General features: G+C 68.5%; 21 protein-coding genes. 17 read left to right on the top strand and 4 right to left on the bottom strand.

Features of this window, described 5'->3' with window-relative positions:
• The first annotated feature begins 81 nt into the window (after positions 1-81).
• Positions 82-342: a hypothetical protein gene (locus OHU89_RS29645; RefSeq protein ID WP_405647316.1), complete on the top strand. Its 261-nt coding sequence runs from the start codon at positions 82-84 to the stop codon at positions 340-342.
• Between the two features lie 197 nt (positions 343-539).
• On the opposite strand, the gene OHU89_RS29640 is transcribed toward OHU89_RS29645, so the two are convergent.
• Positions 540-764: a hypothetical protein gene (locus OHU89_RS29640; RefSeq protein WP_405647314.1), complete on the bottom strand. Its 225-nt coding sequence runs from the start codon at positions 762-764 to the stop codon at positions 540-542.
• Between the two features lie 44 nt (positions 765-808).
• Entirely contained in the window at positions 809-1,042 is a 234-nt protein-coding gene (locus OHU89_RS29635) for a hypothetical protein (protein WP_405647313.1), read from the bottom strand.
• A 1,361-nt stretch (positions 1,043-2,403) separates the two neighbouring features.
• Between OHU89_RS29635 and OHU89_RS29630 the strand changes: the two genes are divergently transcribed.
• Both OHU89_RS29630 and OHU89_RS29625 read left to right on the top strand, forming a co-directional pair.
• Positions 2,404-2,862 (top strand): GntR family transcriptional regulator, encoded by a 459-nt coding sequence (locus tag OHU89_RS29630; protein WP_405647310.1) that lies wholly within the window; start codon positions 2,404-2,406, stop codon positions 2,860-2,862.
• A 1-nt stretch (position 2,863) separates the two neighbouring features.
• Positions 2,864-3,430, top strand: coding sequence for an HD domain-containing protein (locus tag OHU89_RS29625; protein WP_405647308.1), 567 nt, complete (start codon positions 2,864-2,866; stop codon positions 3,428-3,430).
• Here OHU89_RS29625 and OHU89_RS29620 read toward each other — a convergent pair.
• Entirely contained in the window at positions 3,418-3,891 is a 474-nt protein-coding gene (locus tag OHU89_RS29620) for an NUDIX domain-containing protein (protein WP_405647305.1), read from the bottom strand. The two genes, OHU89_RS29625 and OHU89_RS29620, sit on opposite strands and share 13 nt — an antisense overlap.
• Positions 3,892-3,894: 3 nt before the next feature.
• Complete coding sequence (locus OHU89_RS29615) at positions 3,895-4,608, bottom strand: XRE family transcriptional regulator (protein WP_405647303.1); 714 nt, start codon at positions 4,606-4,608, stop codon at positions 3,895-3,897.
• Positions 4,609-5,354: 746 nt separating this feature from the next.
• On the opposite strand from OHU89_RS29615, the gene OHU89_RS29610 reads away from it, so the two are divergent.
• From OHU89_RS29610 to OHU89_RS29545, 14 genes are all read left to right on the top strand, one after another.
• Entirely contained in the window at positions 5,355-6,152 is a 798-nt protein-coding gene (locus OHU89_RS29610) for a DUF4097 family beta strand repeat-containing protein (RefSeq protein ID WP_405647301.1), read from the top strand.
• Positions 6,153-6,251: 99 nt separating this feature from the next.
• Positions 6,252-6,482, top strand: coding sequence for a hypothetical protein (locus OHU89_RS29605; protein WP_405647299.1), 231 nt, complete (start codon positions 6,252-6,254; stop codon positions 6,480-6,482).
• 5 nt (positions 6,483-6,487) lie between these two features.
• Positions 6,488-6,937 (top strand): transcriptional regulator, encoded by a 450-nt coding sequence (locus OHU89_RS29600; protein WP_405647297.1) that lies wholly within the window; start codon positions 6,488-6,490, stop codon positions 6,935-6,937.
• Positions 6,938-7,035: 98 nt separating this feature from the next.
• A complete protein-coding gene (locus tag OHU89_RS29595; protein WP_405647295.1) occupies positions 7,036-7,326 on the top strand; it encodes a hypothetical protein in 291 nt (96 codons plus the stop codon).
• Positions 7,323-8,198 (top strand): protein spdB, encoded by an 876-nt coding sequence (locus OHU89_RS29590; protein WP_405647293.1) that lies wholly within the window; start codon positions 7,323-7,325, stop codon positions 8,196-8,198. Before OHU89_RS29595 ends, OHU89_RS29590 begins: the two co-directional genes overlap by 4 nt.
• Positions 8,198-8,605 carry an RRQRL motif-containing zinc-binding protein gene (locus OHU89_RS29585; protein ID WP_405647291.1) on the top strand — a complete coding sequence of 136 codons (408 nt, stop codon included), beginning with the start codon at positions 8,198-8,200 and terminating at the stop codon, positions 8,603-8,605. Before OHU89_RS29590 ends, OHU89_RS29585 begins: the two co-directional genes overlap by 1 nt.
• 2 nt (positions 8,606-8,607) lie before the next feature.
• Positions 8,608-8,925, top strand: a complete 318-nt coding sequence (locus OHU89_RS29580; RefSeq protein ID WP_405647290.1) for a hypothetical protein — start codon at positions 8,608-8,610, stop codon at positions 8,923-8,925.
• A gap of 2 nt (positions 8,926-8,927) precedes the next feature.
• Positions 8,928-9,098 (top strand): pRL2-8, encoded by a 171-nt coding sequence (locus OHU89_RS29575; protein ID WP_405647288.1) that lies wholly within the window; start codon positions 8,928-8,930, stop codon positions 9,096-9,098.
• Entirely contained in the window at positions 9,095-9,400 is a 306-nt protein-coding gene (locus tag OHU89_RS29570; protein WP_405647286.1) for a hypothetical protein, read from the top strand. The genes OHU89_RS29575 and OHU89_RS29570 overlap by 4 nt, the downstream gene beginning before the upstream one ends.
• A gap of 97 nt (positions 9,401-9,497) precedes the next feature.
• Positions 9,498-11,621, top strand: a complete 2,124-nt coding sequence (locus tag OHU89_RS29565) for an FtsK/SpoIIIE domain-containing protein (protein ID WP_405647284.1) — start codon at positions 9,498-9,500, stop codon at positions 11,619-11,621.
• A 204-nt stretch (positions 11,622-11,825) separates the two neighbouring features.
• The gene (locus OHU89_RS29560) at positions 11,826-12,302 is read left to right on the top strand and encodes a hypothetical protein (protein ID WP_405647282.1); all 477 of its coding nucleotides are present in this window, start codon (positions 11,826-11,828) and stop codon (positions 12,300-12,302) included.
• A gap of 95 nt (positions 12,303-12,397) precedes the next feature.
• The gene (locus OHU89_RS29555) at positions 12,398-13,309 is read left to right on the top strand and encodes a bifunctional DNA primase/polymerase (RefSeq protein ID WP_405647280.1); all 912 of its coding nucleotides are present in this window, start codon (positions 12,398-12,400) and stop codon (positions 13,307-13,309) included.
• A complete protein-coding gene (locus OHU89_RS29550) occupies positions 13,306-13,710 on the top strand; it encodes a hypothetical protein (protein WP_405647277.1) in 405 nt (134 codons plus the stop codon). Before OHU89_RS29555 ends, OHU89_RS29550 begins: the two co-directional genes overlap by 4 nt.
• Complete coding sequence (locus tag OHU89_RS29545; protein ID WP_405647275.1) at positions 13,707-15,146, top strand: phage/plasmid primase, P4 family; 1,440 nt, start codon at positions 13,707-13,709, stop codon at positions 15,144-15,146. The genes OHU89_RS29550 and OHU89_RS29545 overlap by 4 nt, the downstream gene beginning before the upstream one ends.
• Positions 15,147-15,158: the final 12 nt, after the last annotated feature.

The raw sequence follows: 15,158 nt of genomic DNA, 5'->3' as shown, positions 1-15,158 counted from the left end.
AAAGCGTTCGCCCCCGGTGCCTGACGATCCCTGAGTACGCGATCCTTGGGCATGGCCCCTGAACCCAGCGCTGCTCCGTCGATGACCACTCACGTGAGTGCGGTAACCGATGGGGTCACCCGAGTCTTCACGTGGGAGGAAGGCGCGCGCATCGAGGTCCGCAACCTGGGCGGAGAGATCGCCATCGAGGCGAACGCTGCCGGGCTGAAGACCCTGGCCGGCCACCTCCCCAGACTCGCCCGGGACGGCACACCGGATGGCGCTCATCTCCGCTTGGAGGAGAACAACGGACTCGAAGAAGGCTCAGTAGCCCTGGCCTTGGAGAGGTGCGACGACGAATGACTCGGGCCAGATCGTGGGGGGCACCACAGGGAACAGTGGGAACCCCTTGATCGTCCACCAGGCGCCTGCGACCCCCCGTCGCAGGTCAGGCCCGAAACAAGCCCCTAGATGCGCTGAGCTTCCCAAGCTGAGGGCGTGGCGAATCGCTACGCACCGAACGGCCGCACAGCTCTCCCAGGCGCCTTGCCTTCAACGTGTCAGCTGCTCGACTCCGGCCCCCAGCGCTCGGGCCCCACTCCGCGCCAGTCGATCCACGGCGACTCCGCCACCTCCGCCGGGTCGATCTCCAGCCCGGCTCGACGAAGGAACTCCGCGACATCGACCACATTGTGGGCCAACCCGAGAATCTCGCCGTCCACGCGCACCCGCCGACCACCTGTGGACGACGGCGGATGCACGGTTACGCGAATCGGTCCGGACACGCCTTCAGGATCATCCGGGACATGCGGCCCCGCACCCCAGCGTGTCATTGAGGGAGCCGCTCACTCGCGTTCCTGTCTGGCCACCCCAGACTGCGCAGCTCCCACCACGCTGCGGGACCTGGACGCCGATCCTGCCAATAGGGATGGAAGAACAGCTGAGTCGACAGCCGGTACAGACGCCGGCGCAACTCGGTACGACCGGGCCGCTCCGCGAGCTGCTGGTAGGTGGCGCTCCACTCCTGCTGCGCCTGGGCGAGATCGTCAGGGAACGGTCGCATGACCAAATTCAATCATGTGTTCGATTTTCTAGGCCACCGAAGCCACTCGCGTCTCACCCGGCAGGTACGACCGGCGCCGGCCGAAGGGCCATCAATGCGTCGGGCTCAGGAGGTTGTCCCTCGATGACGAGACCCTCGACGCCGAACGCAGCACCACACCCACGAAGTTGGTCCGCGCCTGGTCCGGGAATCCTGATCAGCCGCGGGATCCACGCGTCGCAGCGTGAGACAAGTCACCCTGTTTCGATTCGGCTCGAAGATCGTCCCGGAACATGAAGAGACCCCCTCCTCGCTGCGTTTCCGCAGTTCGGAGGGGGTCTACCTTCATGTGGCGGCGCCAGGATTCGAACCTGGGAAGGCTGAGCCGGCAGATTTACAGCGGGCCGATGATCCGTCCCGCGAGCAGGGCTTTCCTAAGCACCGGTCGCCCCCGGGGGACGCCTGGGGGAAACCGCCTCCTCTGCGGCCCGTCCGCCGCACCTACGGAGGAGCAGAGACGGGGCACCCCAAGGCGCACTCCATCAGTTCACCCCAAACAACCGGAACAGACCACGCGCCGACCCCAATCGAGTATCTTGCGACGCATTGTGACTATTTGACCCTTAATGTCCCCACCTCACTCCTACGAGTGGGCAGCCGCTTACGCATAGTCCGTTCGGGCCATTCAAGATTGGACTCTAATGGGGTGTTGCACTCTGCCTGCCTTCTACAGACTCAGAGTCACTTCGGCGCACAGCACGCGGTCCTCCCGGGAGCCCACGAACGCTGGGCCCGATAGGAGGTCCCGATGGCTGACCCTGAGGGGTGCGACCGGAAGGACCCCCGCGAACCCGCCAGGAAGGCAGTGAAAGCTGCACGTCAATGGGGGCCACTGGTGATCCAGGCACTTAGGGTGCTGTGGGATCTGCTGGCCGCCTGACCTGGCAACGGCCCCGCCCATAGGGGGGCGGGGCCGTCGCGGGTGGCTGGAGGCTCCGCCTGGCGCTCGCGACGGCGGGCGGAGTTCTCCGCAACGGCATCATTCATCAGCAGACACCATCCTGGCCATGCCGCAGAAGGGTCATATCTACCGGCCTCTTCACCGGCGAGCATGTACCCCAATCGGGTGAAGGCCTCCGCATGGTTATACGGGTTGCTGCAAAGTGACACGGTGCGCCTTCCGCGCAATCCGCGCACCTCGCCAACGGACTCCCTTCACCGCCTGCGACCTGCCGTTTCTCCGGAACACGTCACGGTCGGGCCGCCTGGGGAAACAGCCTCGCCCTTCCCACCGCTTTACGGCCTGAGGCAAGACCTATGGCACCACCAGCCGACGTGCCACGATTGAGCAGAAGCGCAAGGATCAATCAAGGGGAGGCCACGTGCCGCAGGCCAGTCCGCGAGATACGTACTTGCAGGTCGCGGAAGTGGTGAAGGCCCAGATCAAGTCGAACCCGCAGATGACGCACCTTCCACCCGCCGCTGACCTCATGCGCGACCACGATGTCTCACGTGGGGTGGCACTTCGCGCGTTCAAGGTGTTGCAGAAAGACGGTATCGCCGAGCCGGTACGTGGTGGCCGGTGGCGTGTCGTACGTGAAGGTGAGCCCGTTGATCAACGGGCGTTGGACGAGCGCATCGCCGACCTCATCCCCGCGGAGGGTTTCGAGGTAGGGGCAGCCTTCCTAAGCGCGTCGGACCTGATGGGCAGGTTCGGAGTCTCCCGACCCACCGTGACCAAGGCACTGGACAGGTTGGAGGCCGCCGGCGTGCTGGCGAGTGCAGGACAGGGCAAGGTGCGGACGGTCCGCGCCGTGCCGAATCGAGAGGAGCGTTCCTAGCTTGTCGGAGCTGACGGAGTGGGCCTACCCCCTCGCTGAATCCCTGCTCGCCGAGCCGCTGCCGAGGCGGTGGCAGCACTCATTGGGCGTCGCCGAACGGGCGCGGACCGTCGCGCTGGTCCTCGGGGAGGATGCCGAGTTGCTGGAGGCTGCGGCCGTCCTGCATGACATCGGCTACTCGCCGGATCTCGCAAAGACGGGGTTTCACCCGCTCGATGGTGCCCGGTACCTCCGTGACGTGGCGCAGGCTAACGAACGCGTCGTGAACCTGGTGGCTCACCATTCTTGTGCGTGGATGGAAGCAGAGGCCCGGGGCCTGCGTGAGGAGCTGGAGGGCGAGTTCCCGCGCGAGAGCGCGCACCTGAACGATGCTCTTTGCTACTGCGACATGAACACGACGCCGGACGGTACGCCGACGAACCCTGTGGACCGCGTCAACGAGATCGCCGGACGCTACGGGCCGGACAGTCTGATCGGAACGTTCATCCGCCGCGCTGAGCCTGAGATTCTCGCGTGCACCTCACGCGTGCTCGAACGGGTCGCCGCCGCCAAGCTTCAGCCGATGTAGGGAGTCGGCCGCTTCCGGTCCATGGCGTGCTCAATCCGGAGCCGCATCGTGGGGTGGACGTCCAGCTTCGCCAGGTCCGCTGGGTCAACCCAGCGGACCTGTGTTGTCTCGCTGCTCGTACGCATCTCACCGCCGACCGGCCGCGCGCGGAAGCAGATACTGAACTGCTGCCGGATCTCGCCGTCGTCGTACTGCATCACGTGACCAGGGTCGGTGTAGATCCCGGACATGTCGACGACTTCGGCCTTGATACCAGTCTCTTCCCAGACTTCGCGCACCACGGTGTCGCTGATGGACTCCCCCACGTCGTGCCCGCCGCCGGGCAGTGCCCAGCGCCCATTGTCGGACCGCTGGATCATCAGCACATGTCCCGCGTCGTTCTGCACAAACGCGACGACGGAAGGCACGACCGAGTTGGCCGGCGGGGCGTCGGGATCGTGCAGGTAGTCGATGCGTCCCATGCCTCATGCTCCTGTGATGTCGTTTTCAGTCACCGGCCTCGCACCTTCCCAGGTCTGGTGAACGCTGTTGGCGAAGGTGTCGAAAAGCCCGCTCCCGGGGAGCCGCCGCAGGTGAAATACCGGAGCCATGTAGGCACCGATGCCGTACACATGCGTGTTGACGAGCATCTCGTCATCCGCACGGTAGATCGAGTTGTAGAGCACGGTGTCGTGCAGGCGGAACGCGATCTCAGGGTGGCTGGTGAACAGAGGACGGTAGTTGCCCAGAGCGTTGCGGATCTTTCCGTCCATGATGCGGTGGCCTTCGTCGATACCGCGTTGGCTGACGGCCTCGCACGCAGGATCGCCCATCAGGACACGGATCGCGAAGCTCTTTGACTTCGCCTTGAGGACCGACAGGAAGCGTGGGTCTTCCGCAAGACCGATGCCCGCGTAGACGAGTATGTCGATGCGCTCCTCGGCGCGTTCGCACATCTCTCGCCACAGGTCGGTCGGTACGACGTGCCGATGCGGGTAGACCGTGACGATCTCCGCTTTGCTCAGGTCAGTTGCGGACTCCTGAGTTCGGGAGTCATTCCACAGCAGCGTCACGTCGACTTGGAGTGCTGCTGCCGTTGCGTACTGGTGGCGCCGGTACGGCACCTTGCCTTGCGTGACCCAGCGCTCGATGGTCTTGGGGATCACCCCGATCTCACTGGCCAAGTCCTGGATCGTCATGCCGCGAGCTAACAGGGCAGCCCTCAACCGTTCGTTGGACACCGTCACCCCCGCGTGGACTTCTAGGGACTTCTTGACGATAGCCAGATGGTTCAGAGCTGTCCATGTACGGGGTGACCAACTCCCCTGACCTGGGGCGATTCTGATTGTGCGCCAAGAAGTCCCGGCGCAAAACCAAGAGGTTCCGTCGCCGTACTTGACGGACCCCTGTGCAGTACCTGTAAAACAGGTACTGCATCTGCTGAGCGCAACACCTCAGCGAAAGCGGCTCAGGCCGCATGTGCTTGAAAACTGAACAGCGATCGTGCGGGGCTGACGCGAGAGCGGCGGTCACGGCAGGTGCCTAGGGCGAGGGTCCGGGGGCAAACCGCCGCGATGGACGAAGCTCTCCCCCTACGCGCCTGGCAGGCGCCACCCGATCTCGGGTGTGGGGAAGTGCAGCGGGGCCCCAACGCATGTGGCGGCAAGAGTGAGACCGCCCCCGCGACGACCGGGTGAAGTCGTCGGCGGCACGCCATCCTGCATCGATTCGTGCAGGCCGCCTGCTGGCGTCAGAGCAGTGACGATGACGCACCCGATTACCGGCTCGGGACCGGTGCTCCGTGGCAACGGCGCACCGGCGAAGCCCGGTCCTACCTCTGGCTTCACGGCGCACCGCGCTGCGGCCTGCGGGGCGGTCGCCTCTCGCCAAGGACCTGCGACCGCCCCGGTACTTCGCACGTCCCGTCGACTTCCTGGAGTTCGCCATGACCGAACGCACGATCCCCGTGGACACCTTCGGCCCGATCGCCCTGGACCTGACGATGAACACCGGCACGATTCGCGTCGTCGTCGACCCGATGCTGAAGCAAGCGCACATGGTGCTGAAGACGGACGCCACGTCGGGCCCGTCGGCGGACGCGATCCGCGACACCGCCGTCAGCCTCCGCGGGCACAACCTGAAGGTCCGCGTCCCCGACGTCGCCGGCACCACGATCAGCGTGGGCGGCAACACCATGACGTTCTCCGGCGGCAGCGGCGTGCAGATCATCAACGGCAACGTGCACGTCACCGGCCACGGTGACGGCAAGGTCTTCATCAACGGCCGTGAGGTCACCGCCACCGGCCCGACCGGCGACGTGGTGACGCCGATCACCGCCGAAATCCACCTACCCGCCGGGTCCATGACGCTGATCAGCACGCGCACCGCACAGACCATCGTCACGGGTGAGTTGGCGCGGCTGGAGTACGACGGCACCTCCGGCGCCCTGACCGCTGAGCGCGTTGGCGACCTGGACGCCACGGTCACCAGCGGCAGCGTCATCATCGGCGACGTGACCGGCTCGCTGGACGTGAACCTCACCTCCGGAAACCTCGGCATCGGCGCCTACAGCGGCACCGACGCGCGACTGAACGTCACCTCCGGCAACGTCCGGATGGCCGCGACCCCGCAGGCCACCGGCCGTCTCACGGTCGGCGCCACCTCGGGCAACGTGCGCGTCACCGGTGCAGCGCACCTGAACGTCCGCCGCCGGGTGACCAGCGGCTACGTCCAGACCAGCTAGCCCCCGCCCCGCACCTCTCGCCTCTTCCCGGGGTGGTCGTCTCTCGCCAAGGACCGCGACCGCCCCGCCGTCATGCCCTTCGACAGCAGGAGTAGATCCGTGAATCAGCACGACCTCGACTACATCGCCCACCGCATCGCCTCCGCCGCCGCCCAGTACGCCCCCGCCCACCGGCCGACCGCCGCTCAGGTGGCCGACGCCGCCTCGGTCCTGCGGGACATGCTCCAGGCGGCCCAGACCCACGGCGTGACGTTCGCGCACCTCGACAGCGTCGCCGACTTCCCGCGCCTGGCCATCCAGCTCGTGCAGTCCCGCGACGAGAACCGGTGACCGCCATGACCGCCGGAACCTTCGCCGCCGTGTTCGTGGCCCTGTACGTCGCCCACAGCGTGGGCGACCACTGGGTGCAGACGTCTCACCAGTCCGCGCACAAGGGCCGCCCCGGCTGGGTCGGCCGTCTCGCCGACGCCCGGCACGTCGCCACCCTCACCGCCACCAAGCTGATCGTCCTGCTCCCGGTTGTCTGGCTGCTGGACCTGCACGTGTCCGTGCCCGGCGTCGTCGCCGGTCTCGGCATCGACGCGGTCACGCACTGGTGGGCCGACCGCCGCACCACCCTGGCATGGCTGGCCAAAGTGACCGGCAAGGGCGAGTTCTACCACCTCGGTTCCCCGCGCGCCGACCGCGACGACAACCCGCACATCGGCACCGGCGCCTACGCCCTTGACCAGTCCTTCCACCACCTGTGGCTGCTCATCGCCGCGCTCATCACCGCCACCGTCTGACCCCCGGTTCTTCACGGGGCGGCCGCCTCTCGCCAAAGACCGCGACCGCCCCGGTCCCTTCACCAAATTCCTGACAGGAGAGATCCACCATGCGTTCCATGCGTACCTTCGTCGCTGGTCACGAGGCCTACGACGAGACGGAGTTCGCGGAACTGGCGCTCGGCATCGACATCGAGCTGTTCCGTGGCCCTCTGGAGTTCGAGACGAACCACGAGCGTGCAGCCCGCGAGGACGCGGCCCGCGACGTCCTGCAGGACCTGCGCGAGCAGGCCTGGAACGGCGACGAGATCGCCGCCTGGGACTCCCTGTACGCCGACGCCCTCACCCGCACCGTGCCGTTCCTGCGCGCCGCTCGCGACCTCCAGGCGGGAACGGGGGCGGCGGCATGAGCACCAAGTCCACCAAGACCGTGCTGCCCGCCGTCGCGATGACGGCGGTGTCCATGGTGCTCACCCTGGCCGTGGTCATCATGTGGCTCGGCACCGCCGTGCCCTGGCTGGTCGCCGTGGTCGTCGGTCTGGGCATCGACGGCGGATGGCTGGCCACCCTCGCCTACGAACGCCGCCTCGCCGCCCAGGGCGACCACAACCGCGTGGTCACCGCCGTGGGCTGGTTCTTCGGGCTGGTCGCCTCTGGCGTCCTGGTCGCGCACGCACTGACCGCTGAGACATCCGCCGGCGCGTGGCTGGCCGTGGCCTGGCTGCCGATCGCAGCCAAGGCCCTGTGGTTGGTGCACGGGCTGTGGGAGCGCACCGCACTGACCCCGATGGCCCTGGACACGATCCGGGGCATCCAGCAGGAAGCCCGCGACGAAGCCGCCGTGGCCCGCGCCCGACTCCGGTCGGAGGCCACCAGCGAGGAGACCCGGCTGACCGCCGTGACGGCGGCCGGCGCCCGCGTCGCACGGGTGCAGGCCAAGACTGCCAAGACCCTTGCGGGGGCGTGGTCGACGCTGGAGGAGGCGCGGCAGGGCGAGGACACATCCAGGGCACTGACCAGCGTGACGAGCCGCGTCACACCCGGCGTCACACCCTGGGAGCTCCCCGTCTGGGGCCCCACAGAGCCGGTAACCGCGCTCACCCTGGAAGCGGCACCCGCGCTCAGTGACGCGGCCCTTGACGCGCTGGTCGAGGAGATCCGCACCAGTGAAACGCCTGCCCTGTCCTACCGCGAGATGGCCAAGCGTTTCCGCGCGGCCGGGCACTCGGCATCGGAAGTCCGCCTGCGGGCGGCGTGGAACCGCGTGACGGCGGTGGCCTGATGGCCACCGCCTACAGCAAGTGCTACGACCCGACCGGCGCCCGCTACGGGATACCGACCTACCCATGGCGCTACGCCCCGGACGGACTCGCCACCCGCCGGCAGTTACGGGCCAAGGGGCTGCGTCCGGGCGGTCAGCCGGTCTGCGCTCAGCTGATGCTGCGCCACCGCGGCCGCAAGTCCGGCGCCATGGTCGCCTACCTCTACCGCGAGGACCTCGCCAAGCCCGTCCGCCCGATGACGTCGCGCAAGTGGGGCGCCCTCGCGCTGGCGATGCTCGCCCGCCGCACCTGCCCCATCTGCCAGGTCACCTACAGCTACTGCATGCCGACCTCGCTCGGCTGCTGCGTGCTGTGCGCCTATCCCGACACCACATCCGCCAACTGCGGTTCCCCGAGGAGGGGTTGACCATGGGCAAGCCCAACACGCGCCGCCTGGACAAAGAGATCGAGCACACGCGGCGGAAGATCGAAGCGGTCCACAACGATGAGTGGTGGCCGCTGACCGCCGCCGAACGCCGCCAGGTGACCGGCGCCCTGGTGGGCGGCTCGTACCGGGCGGCGCGCGGCAAGGGCACCGACCGCGCCGAACGGCGGCTGGAGTCGGCCAGGCAGTCGGTGCTGACCCGGCTCACCGCCGAACTGACTGCGTTGCAGAGCGAGCGGCAGCGCATCGTGACCGAGGCCGCCACCGCCAAGGCCGCGAAAAAGTCCTCGGGGTGGTGGTGACCATGGCCGTACGCGAGACGCCTCCGGGTGAGTGCCCGCAGTGCTGGCAGCACGCCAACGACCGCAGCATTCACCGCCGCCTGCGGGCGCGTGAGGACTGCAAGCCGTGCGTGGACCACATGGTCAACGGCTGCCCCTACCTCGTGCCCAAGCAGAAGGCGGGCCGTCGGTGAGCGGGGACGGCCGGTGCCCCGCCGCGCACCCGCAAGATCCCACGCCCTGTGTCGGGCCGGTCGTCGTGACCGTGCTGGACGCGGTCAACGAGGGGGCCGATGGGTGCGAGCACCACGGCGCCCGCCTGCTGGCCAGTCTCGAACCCGGATGGGTCTACGCCCTGCCCGACGCCCCGCACGGTGCCGCGATCCGCGTGTTCAAGGCCGCGGATGGCATCCGCCCGTTCTGCTGGATCGACGGCCCGCGCACCGCTCCGTCGCAGCTCAGCCGCGCCGAGAACCGCGCCCGCCACAACCGCTGACCCGCACCGGGGTGGCCCTCGTCTGCCAGGACCCGGCCACCCCGGCTACTCCCTCTCAACTCCCGCCCCGAGTGGGGCAGTCAGGAGCAGTTCCAGCATGTCTGAGAACGTCGTTCACCTCTACAAGGACCCCACCCCCGAACCCGAGGGCCACGGCACACCCCCGATCCCGCTGACCATGGTCGCCGACGCACCGGTCGTGCCGCTGTGGGTGCGCTCCGGCCGTGCCATACGCCGACTGGCCACTGACGAGCGCACCACGACCGTCGCACGCGCGGTGGCCCGGCACAGTCTCTACACGGTCAACGGGGGCCGGATCGTGGCCCGCCGGACCTGGGACAGCCGTACCGGTGCCCGCCACGAACGCATGATGCGCGCCGCCGAAGCTGCCGGGAACTACGAGTTGGCTGAGGAGTGGGAAGAGCGCTTGCAGCGCTTCCGCGACGCTCGCCACCGCCGCCGGATGGACCTGCTCCACTCGCCCCTGGACGCGGCCAAGGGAGTTGCTGTCGGCACCGGGATGAGCATCGGGGTGCTGGTCGGGCTCGGCATCGTGATGGCGCTGAACACGAAGGACGTCGGTGACGTCATCACGCCGTTGAGGGCGACCATCGAGTTCATCGCCACGCTGATCCGGATCGTGCAGATCATCTGGCCCACCGCGGTCGTCGTCGGCCCGCTGCTGGCGCTGCTGGCGATGTGGACGGTCGGCAGCAAGCAGCAAGCCGCACCCCAGTGGGCCCTGCCCGCCAACGTGCGCTCCGGTGAGGGCGAGCCGATCACCCCGTCCATCGTCGTCAAAGCCCTGCGCGACCTCGGAGTGCCCGCACTGCGCAACGCCATCAAGGAAATGGGCGACGCCGGCGCCTCCATGCTCGGACCGATCCGGATCGCCGGATGCGGCGTGGAAGTCGACGTCACCCTGCCCTCGGGGGTGTCGACGAACGAGGTGCAGCAGCGCCGCCGCAAGCTCGCAGAGAACCTCACCCGGCACGAACACGAAGTGTTCATCACCATCCCCGAGGCCGCCCGCACGGTGCGGCTGTGGGTCGCTGACTCCGGCGCCCTGGACGAGCCGATCGGCCCGTCTCCGCTGGTCACCGACGAGACGATGACCGCCAACTACAAGACGGGTAAGGCCCCGTGGGGTCAGGATCTGCGCGGGGATGGCGCCGAGCTGAGCGTGTATCAGCGTCACCTGCTGGTCACTGGACGCTCCAACCAGGGCAAGACCGCCTCCCTGCGCTCGCTGGCCCTGTGGCTGGCCCTGGACCGGTCGGTGCAGTTCTGGGTGGGCGACCTGAAGGGCATCGGCGACTGGAAGATGTTCGACGGCATCGCCGACGTCCTGATCCAGGGCCCGACCGATGACCACGTCATCCAGGTAACCGAGATGGCGGAAGCGGCCGTGGACGAGATGAACCGCCGCATGGAGGTGCGCCGCACCAACCCGGACGCAGTCTTCCAGCCGCTCATCGTCATCGTGGATGAGGCGCAGGTGGCGTTCATGTGCCCGGTCAAGGACGACGACAAGCGCCCCTACGGCGGCTCGTCGTCCACCTCGAGGTACTTCATGGCGTCCCGCAAGCTGCACAACCAGGGGCGTGCGGTCGATGTGCTGCTGTGGCAGGGCACCCAGGACCCCACCGACCAGAACCTGCCCAAGCTGGTCCGCGAAGGCGCGCACACCCGCGCCTCCCTCGTGGTCGGCACCGAATCGCAGTCCCGCATGGCCCTGGGGGACAAGGCCGTCGACGACGGCGCCGCCCCGCACCTGCTCCGGCAGGGTCTGGACAAGGGCACCCTGGTCGTCGCCTCCGATGGCATCGACATGCCCAAGGGCCAGTCGTCCATCACGGTGCGCACGCACTTCATCGGCGACGACGACGCCGAGGCGATTGCCACCCGCGCCAAGGCCCTGCGCAACGGGGTCGCCACCGTGCACGTCATCGAGCGGAGCGAGGAGCGTGATGCGCTCGCCGACATCCTCACCGTGCTCGGCACCGATGCCCGGGTACGCACCCAAGACGTCCTCAAGCGGCTCGCCGCGCTGAACGAGGACGCCTACGGCGACTGGTCGTTCCTGGACCTCAAGCGCGTCCTGGACGACGCCGGCGCCGACCCCTACAAGTCCGATGGCCGCATGGTCGTCGCCCGCGACCGCGTCACCGCCGCCCTCGCCAACCGCGACGACGAGGGTTCCGCTTCCGCCTCCGAGTGACAGGGAGGCAACCCCTCTCGGGTCAGGGAGGCAGGGAGAACTCCCTGAACGCCTCCCTGACCCGCCTCCCTGGCCCTGACCTGCACGAATGATCGTTCAGGGAGGCAGGGAGGCGCGCAGGTCAGACCCCTTGAAACCCCCTCCACAGCGCCCCCTCAAGGGGGTGTCCCTGCCTCCCTGACTCATGTTCGGAAGGGATTCCGCATGCACCCCGACACCACCCCTCAACCGGCTCCCACAGACGCCGGGTTGAGTGCGGCGCAGGCTGAGACCGAGGCGCGCCGGATCATCGACGACGTCTACCGGCCCACCGCCTACCGCGACACCACTCCGCTCCCCGCCCGCGGCGATGCCCCGCCCGTCGTGCAGCCCGGACGGGCCCCGATGAGTCAGGGCGCCACCGACGCAAGCGTGCTCATGCTCGCGGGCGGCACCGCCACCGCCATGGTCGGCGGTACCGCGGCGGTGCTCATGTACGTGTCCCAGTTCGCCGACCCGATCGTGTGCGGTCTCGTCTTCGGCGCCCCCACCGCGCTCGTGCTCGCCCTTGCTCGGCTCGCGCAGCGCGCACGGCCCGCCCCGGAGGTCCACCAGCACTACACCGGGACCGTCCACCAGGACCAGCGCAACGTCCACACCACGACCCGGGGCGTGTGGGCCAAGACCAACAACCGCCAGTGAACTGCTCTGAGAAACAGATGGGGCGGTCGCCTCTCGCCAAAGACCGCGACCGCCCCGGTTCTCCGTCCCTTCGACAGAAACAGGAGACCTCCAGCATGACACCTGACGCCCGTTCCGTGCTGCTCCGCGCAGCGCTGGACGCCGCCGCACGCGGCTGGCACGTCTTCCCTCTCCGCCCCCACACCAAGCGGCCCGCCCTGCACGGCGAAGCATCCTGCCCCCGCACCGGCCCGTGCGCCGGCGGCCACCTGAAGTGGGAACAGCGCGCCACCACCGACCCCGACCACATCCGCGCCGCATGGACCCGCGGCCCGTTCAATGTCGGCATCGCCACCGGCCCCTCACAGCTGGTCGTCATCGATCTCGACAAGCCCAAGACCACAAGCCTCAAGGGCAGTTCGGACGCGCCTGACGGCGCGACAATCTTCGGGGCGCTCTGCGAGCGCGCCGGGCACGCCGTCCCCGACACCTACCGGGTGCGGACCGCGAGCGGCGGGACCCACCTGTACTTCACCGCCCCGGACGGTGTCCGGCTGACCAATACCGCAGGAACCATCGGCGAGTTGGTCGACACCCGCGCGTGGGGCGGCTACGTCGTCGCGGCGGGCAGCATCACGGACGCCGGAGCGTACGAAGCCCTGAGCGACTCTGTGACGGTCCCGCTGCCCGAATGGCTACAAACCATCCTGAAACCTGCTCCCGCGCGCCCTACGGGGCCACTGAGGCTCCCTGCGGTCGACGGGAGCCGGGCGGCCCTGTCCGCGCTGGAAGCCGAGTGCGCCGTCGTGTCCACGGCGCCGGACAAGCAGCGCAACACCACGCTCAACCGGTGCGCCTTCAAGGTGGGGCGCTTCGTCGCGTGGGGCGACATCCCCCGGCACGTGGTGGAAGAGGCCTTCCAAGGGGCGGGGCAAGCGCGGGGACTCACCGCTGCCGAGTGCCGCGCCACGATCCGCAGCGCCCTGGACAGCTCCATCCGCACCGCCCGATCCCGGGAGGCGGCATGAACACCCCCGCTCCTCTCCCTTGGAAGGCCAACCGTCCGCGAGCAGTAGGGCCAGTCGCCGAACTCGCCCCGCCCGCACGGCGCGTGGGCGACCCGAAGGGCGTCGCCGAAGGCGTCCGAACTGCCCTTCGCCCTGACAGTCAGCCCAGCGACGCCGGCAACCCGACACCGGACCGGCCCGGCATCCGCATCTACGCCCCGCCCGTCTACCGCCACCACTACGACGGCGCCCGCTGGACCAAGCGCTACAGCGACACCCCCACCGCCGCCTACGCCTGCCCCTGCGGACAGACCGACACCGCCACCGGCCGCGACAACGTGGCCGACCTGGTCGCCGACTACGACTACCACCGCACCACCTGCCCGCACCTGAACCCCCAGGAAGGGAGGCGAGCCGCATGACCGACCACCTCGAAGAACTGCCCGCACCCTCCAACCCGCTGGCCGTCGCCCGCCGCCTCCTGCCCGACTGGCAGACCGAGGACGGACGCCTGGTGTGCCGACGCTGGCGCGCCTCCTGGATGCACTGGACCGGCACCTCATGGCGCGAGCTGGACGAAGCCCAGATGCGCGCGAGCATGTACACCCGTCTGGAGCACGCGGTCTACACGACCTTGGGCAAGGACAACAAGCCCGAGGTGCACGACTGGGCCCCCACGAAGCAGAAGATCAGCAACCTTCTCGACGCGCTCGGGGCCATCACCCTGCTGCCCACCGAAACCGACGCCCCCACCTGGATCGAGGGCGGGGACGCGGCGGACGACGGGCCGATCGTGGCGTGTGAGAACGGGCTGTTGCGCATCCGGGACCGCGCGCTGCTGCCGCACGGGCCCGGGTTCTTCAACCTCGTCTCCGTTCCCTTCGCCTACGACCCGACCGCGACCGCGCCGACGTGGGAAGGCTTCCTGGCGCAGATCTGGCCCGAGGACCCCGATGCCGTCGCCGCTCTTCAGGAGTGGTTCGGCTACGTCCTGTCGGGTCGGACCGACCAGCAGAAGATCCTGCTCATCGTCGGCCCGTCCCGCTCCGGCAAGGGCACCATCGCCCGCGTGCTCAAAGAGCTGGTCGGAAAGGAGAACCTCGCCGGGCCCACCCTCGCCGGACTCGGCACCAACTTCGGACTGTCCACCCTGATCGGCAAGCCGCTCGCGGTCATCTCCGACGCCCGACTGTCCGGCAACGACAACAGCCAGGTCGTAGAGCGGCTGTTGACGATCTCCGGTGAGGACACCATCGACATCGACCGCAAGTACCGCGCGGTGTGGACCGGCAAGCTGCCCACCCGGCTGGTGATCCTCTCCAACGAACTGCCGCACTTCGGCGACTCATCCGGCGTCATCGCCCGCCGCTTCGTCCTGCTCAACATGCGGGTGTCCTGGCTCGGCAAGGAAGACCCCACCCTCTTCGACCGGCTCACCACGGAGATGCCCGGCATCCTCAACTGGGCCCTGGAAGGACTCGCCCGCCTCCAGCGCACCGGACGGATCACCGAACCGTCCTCCAGCCGCGAAGCGGTCACCACCATGCAGGACACCGCCTCCCCCACGTCCGCGTTCATCCGGGAACGCTGCACCACCGGCCCCACGTGCAGCGTGCCCGTGGACGCCCTGTGGACGGTCTGGCGCGAGTGGGCCGAGGACAACGGCGTACGCCCCGGCACCAAGCAGGTGTTCGGCCGCAACCTGCTCTCCGTGGTCCCCCAGCTCAACCGCTCCCGCCCCCGCGACGCGTACGGCCAGCAGGTGCTCACCTACACCGGGATCACGCTGAACGTGTCCGAACCACATTTGCCTGAGTCGCGACTCATCGCGTCTCAAAGCCCCTCTGAGTGCCGCTGAGTGCCGCTGAGT

The sequence above is a fragment of the Streptomyces sp. NBC_00019 genome (assembly GCF_045041015.1).
In the GTDB taxonomy this organism is placed as follows: Bacteria; Actinomycetota; Actinomycetes; order Streptomycetales; family Streptomycetaceae; genus Streptomyces.
This window is presented reverse-complemented; position numbering and strand designations above follow the sequence as displayed.

Coding starts and splice junctions, on each gene's coding strand:
- OHU89_RS29600 (WP_405647297.1), top strand. CDS start 6,488: ATGACCGCCGGAACCTTCGCCGCCGTGTTCGTGGCCCTGTACGTCGCC.
- OHU89_RS29565 (WP_405647284.1), top strand. CDS start 9,498: ATGTCTGAGAACGTCGTTCACCTCTACAAGGACCCCACCCCCGAACCC.
- OHU89_RS29590 (WP_405647293.1), top strand. CDS start 7,323: ATGAGCACCAAGTCCACCAAGACCGTGCTGCCCGCCGTCGCGATGACG.
- OHU89_RS29545 (WP_405647275.1), top strand. CDS start 13,707: ATGACCGACCACCTCGAAGAACTGCCCGCACCCTCCAACCCGCTGGCC.
- OHU89_RS29615 (WP_405647303.1), bottom strand. CDS start 4,608: ATGACGATCCAGGACTTGGCCAGTGAGATCGGGGTGATCCCCAAGACC.
- OHU89_RS29645 (WP_405647316.1), top strand. CDS start 82: ATGACCACTCACGTGAGTGCGGTAACCGATGGGGTCACCCGAGTCTTC.
- OHU89_RS29585 (WP_405647291.1), top strand. CDS start 8,198: ATGGCCACCGCCTACAGCAAGTGCTACGACCCGACCGGCGCCCGCTAC.
- OHU89_RS29610 (WP_405647301.1), top strand. CDS start 5,355: ATGACCGAACGCACGATCCCCGTGGACACCTTCGGCCCGATCGCCCTG.
- OHU89_RS29580 (WP_405647290.1), top strand. CDS start 8,608: ATGGGCAAGCCCAACACGCGCCGCCTGGACAAAGAGATCGAGCACACG.
- OHU89_RS29620 (WP_405647305.1), bottom strand. CDS start 3,891: ATGGGACGCATCGACTACCTGCACGATCCCGACGCCCCGCCGGCCAAC.
- OHU89_RS29595 (WP_405647295.1), top strand. CDS start 7,036: ATGCGTACCTTCGTCGCTGGTCACGAGGCCTACGACGAGACGGAGTTC.
- OHU89_RS29550 (WP_405647277.1), top strand. CDS start 13,306: ATGAACACCCCCGCTCCTCTCCCTTGGAAGGCCAACCGTCCGCGAGCA.
- OHU89_RS29575 (WP_405647288.1), top strand. CDS start 8,928: ATGGCCGTACGCGAGACGCCTCCGGGTGAGTGCCCGCAGTGCTGGCAG.
- OHU89_RS29555 (WP_405647280.1), top strand. CDS start 12,398: ATGACACCTGACGCCCGTTCCGTGCTGCTCCGCGCAGCGCTGGACGCC.
- OHU89_RS29635 (WP_405647313.1), bottom strand. CDS start 1,042: ATGCGACCGTTCCCTGACGATCTCGCCCAGGCGCAGCAGGAGTGGAGC.
- OHU89_RS29560 (WP_405647282.1), top strand. CDS start 11,826: ATGCACCCCGACACCACCCCTCAACCGGCTCCCACAGACGCCGGGTTG.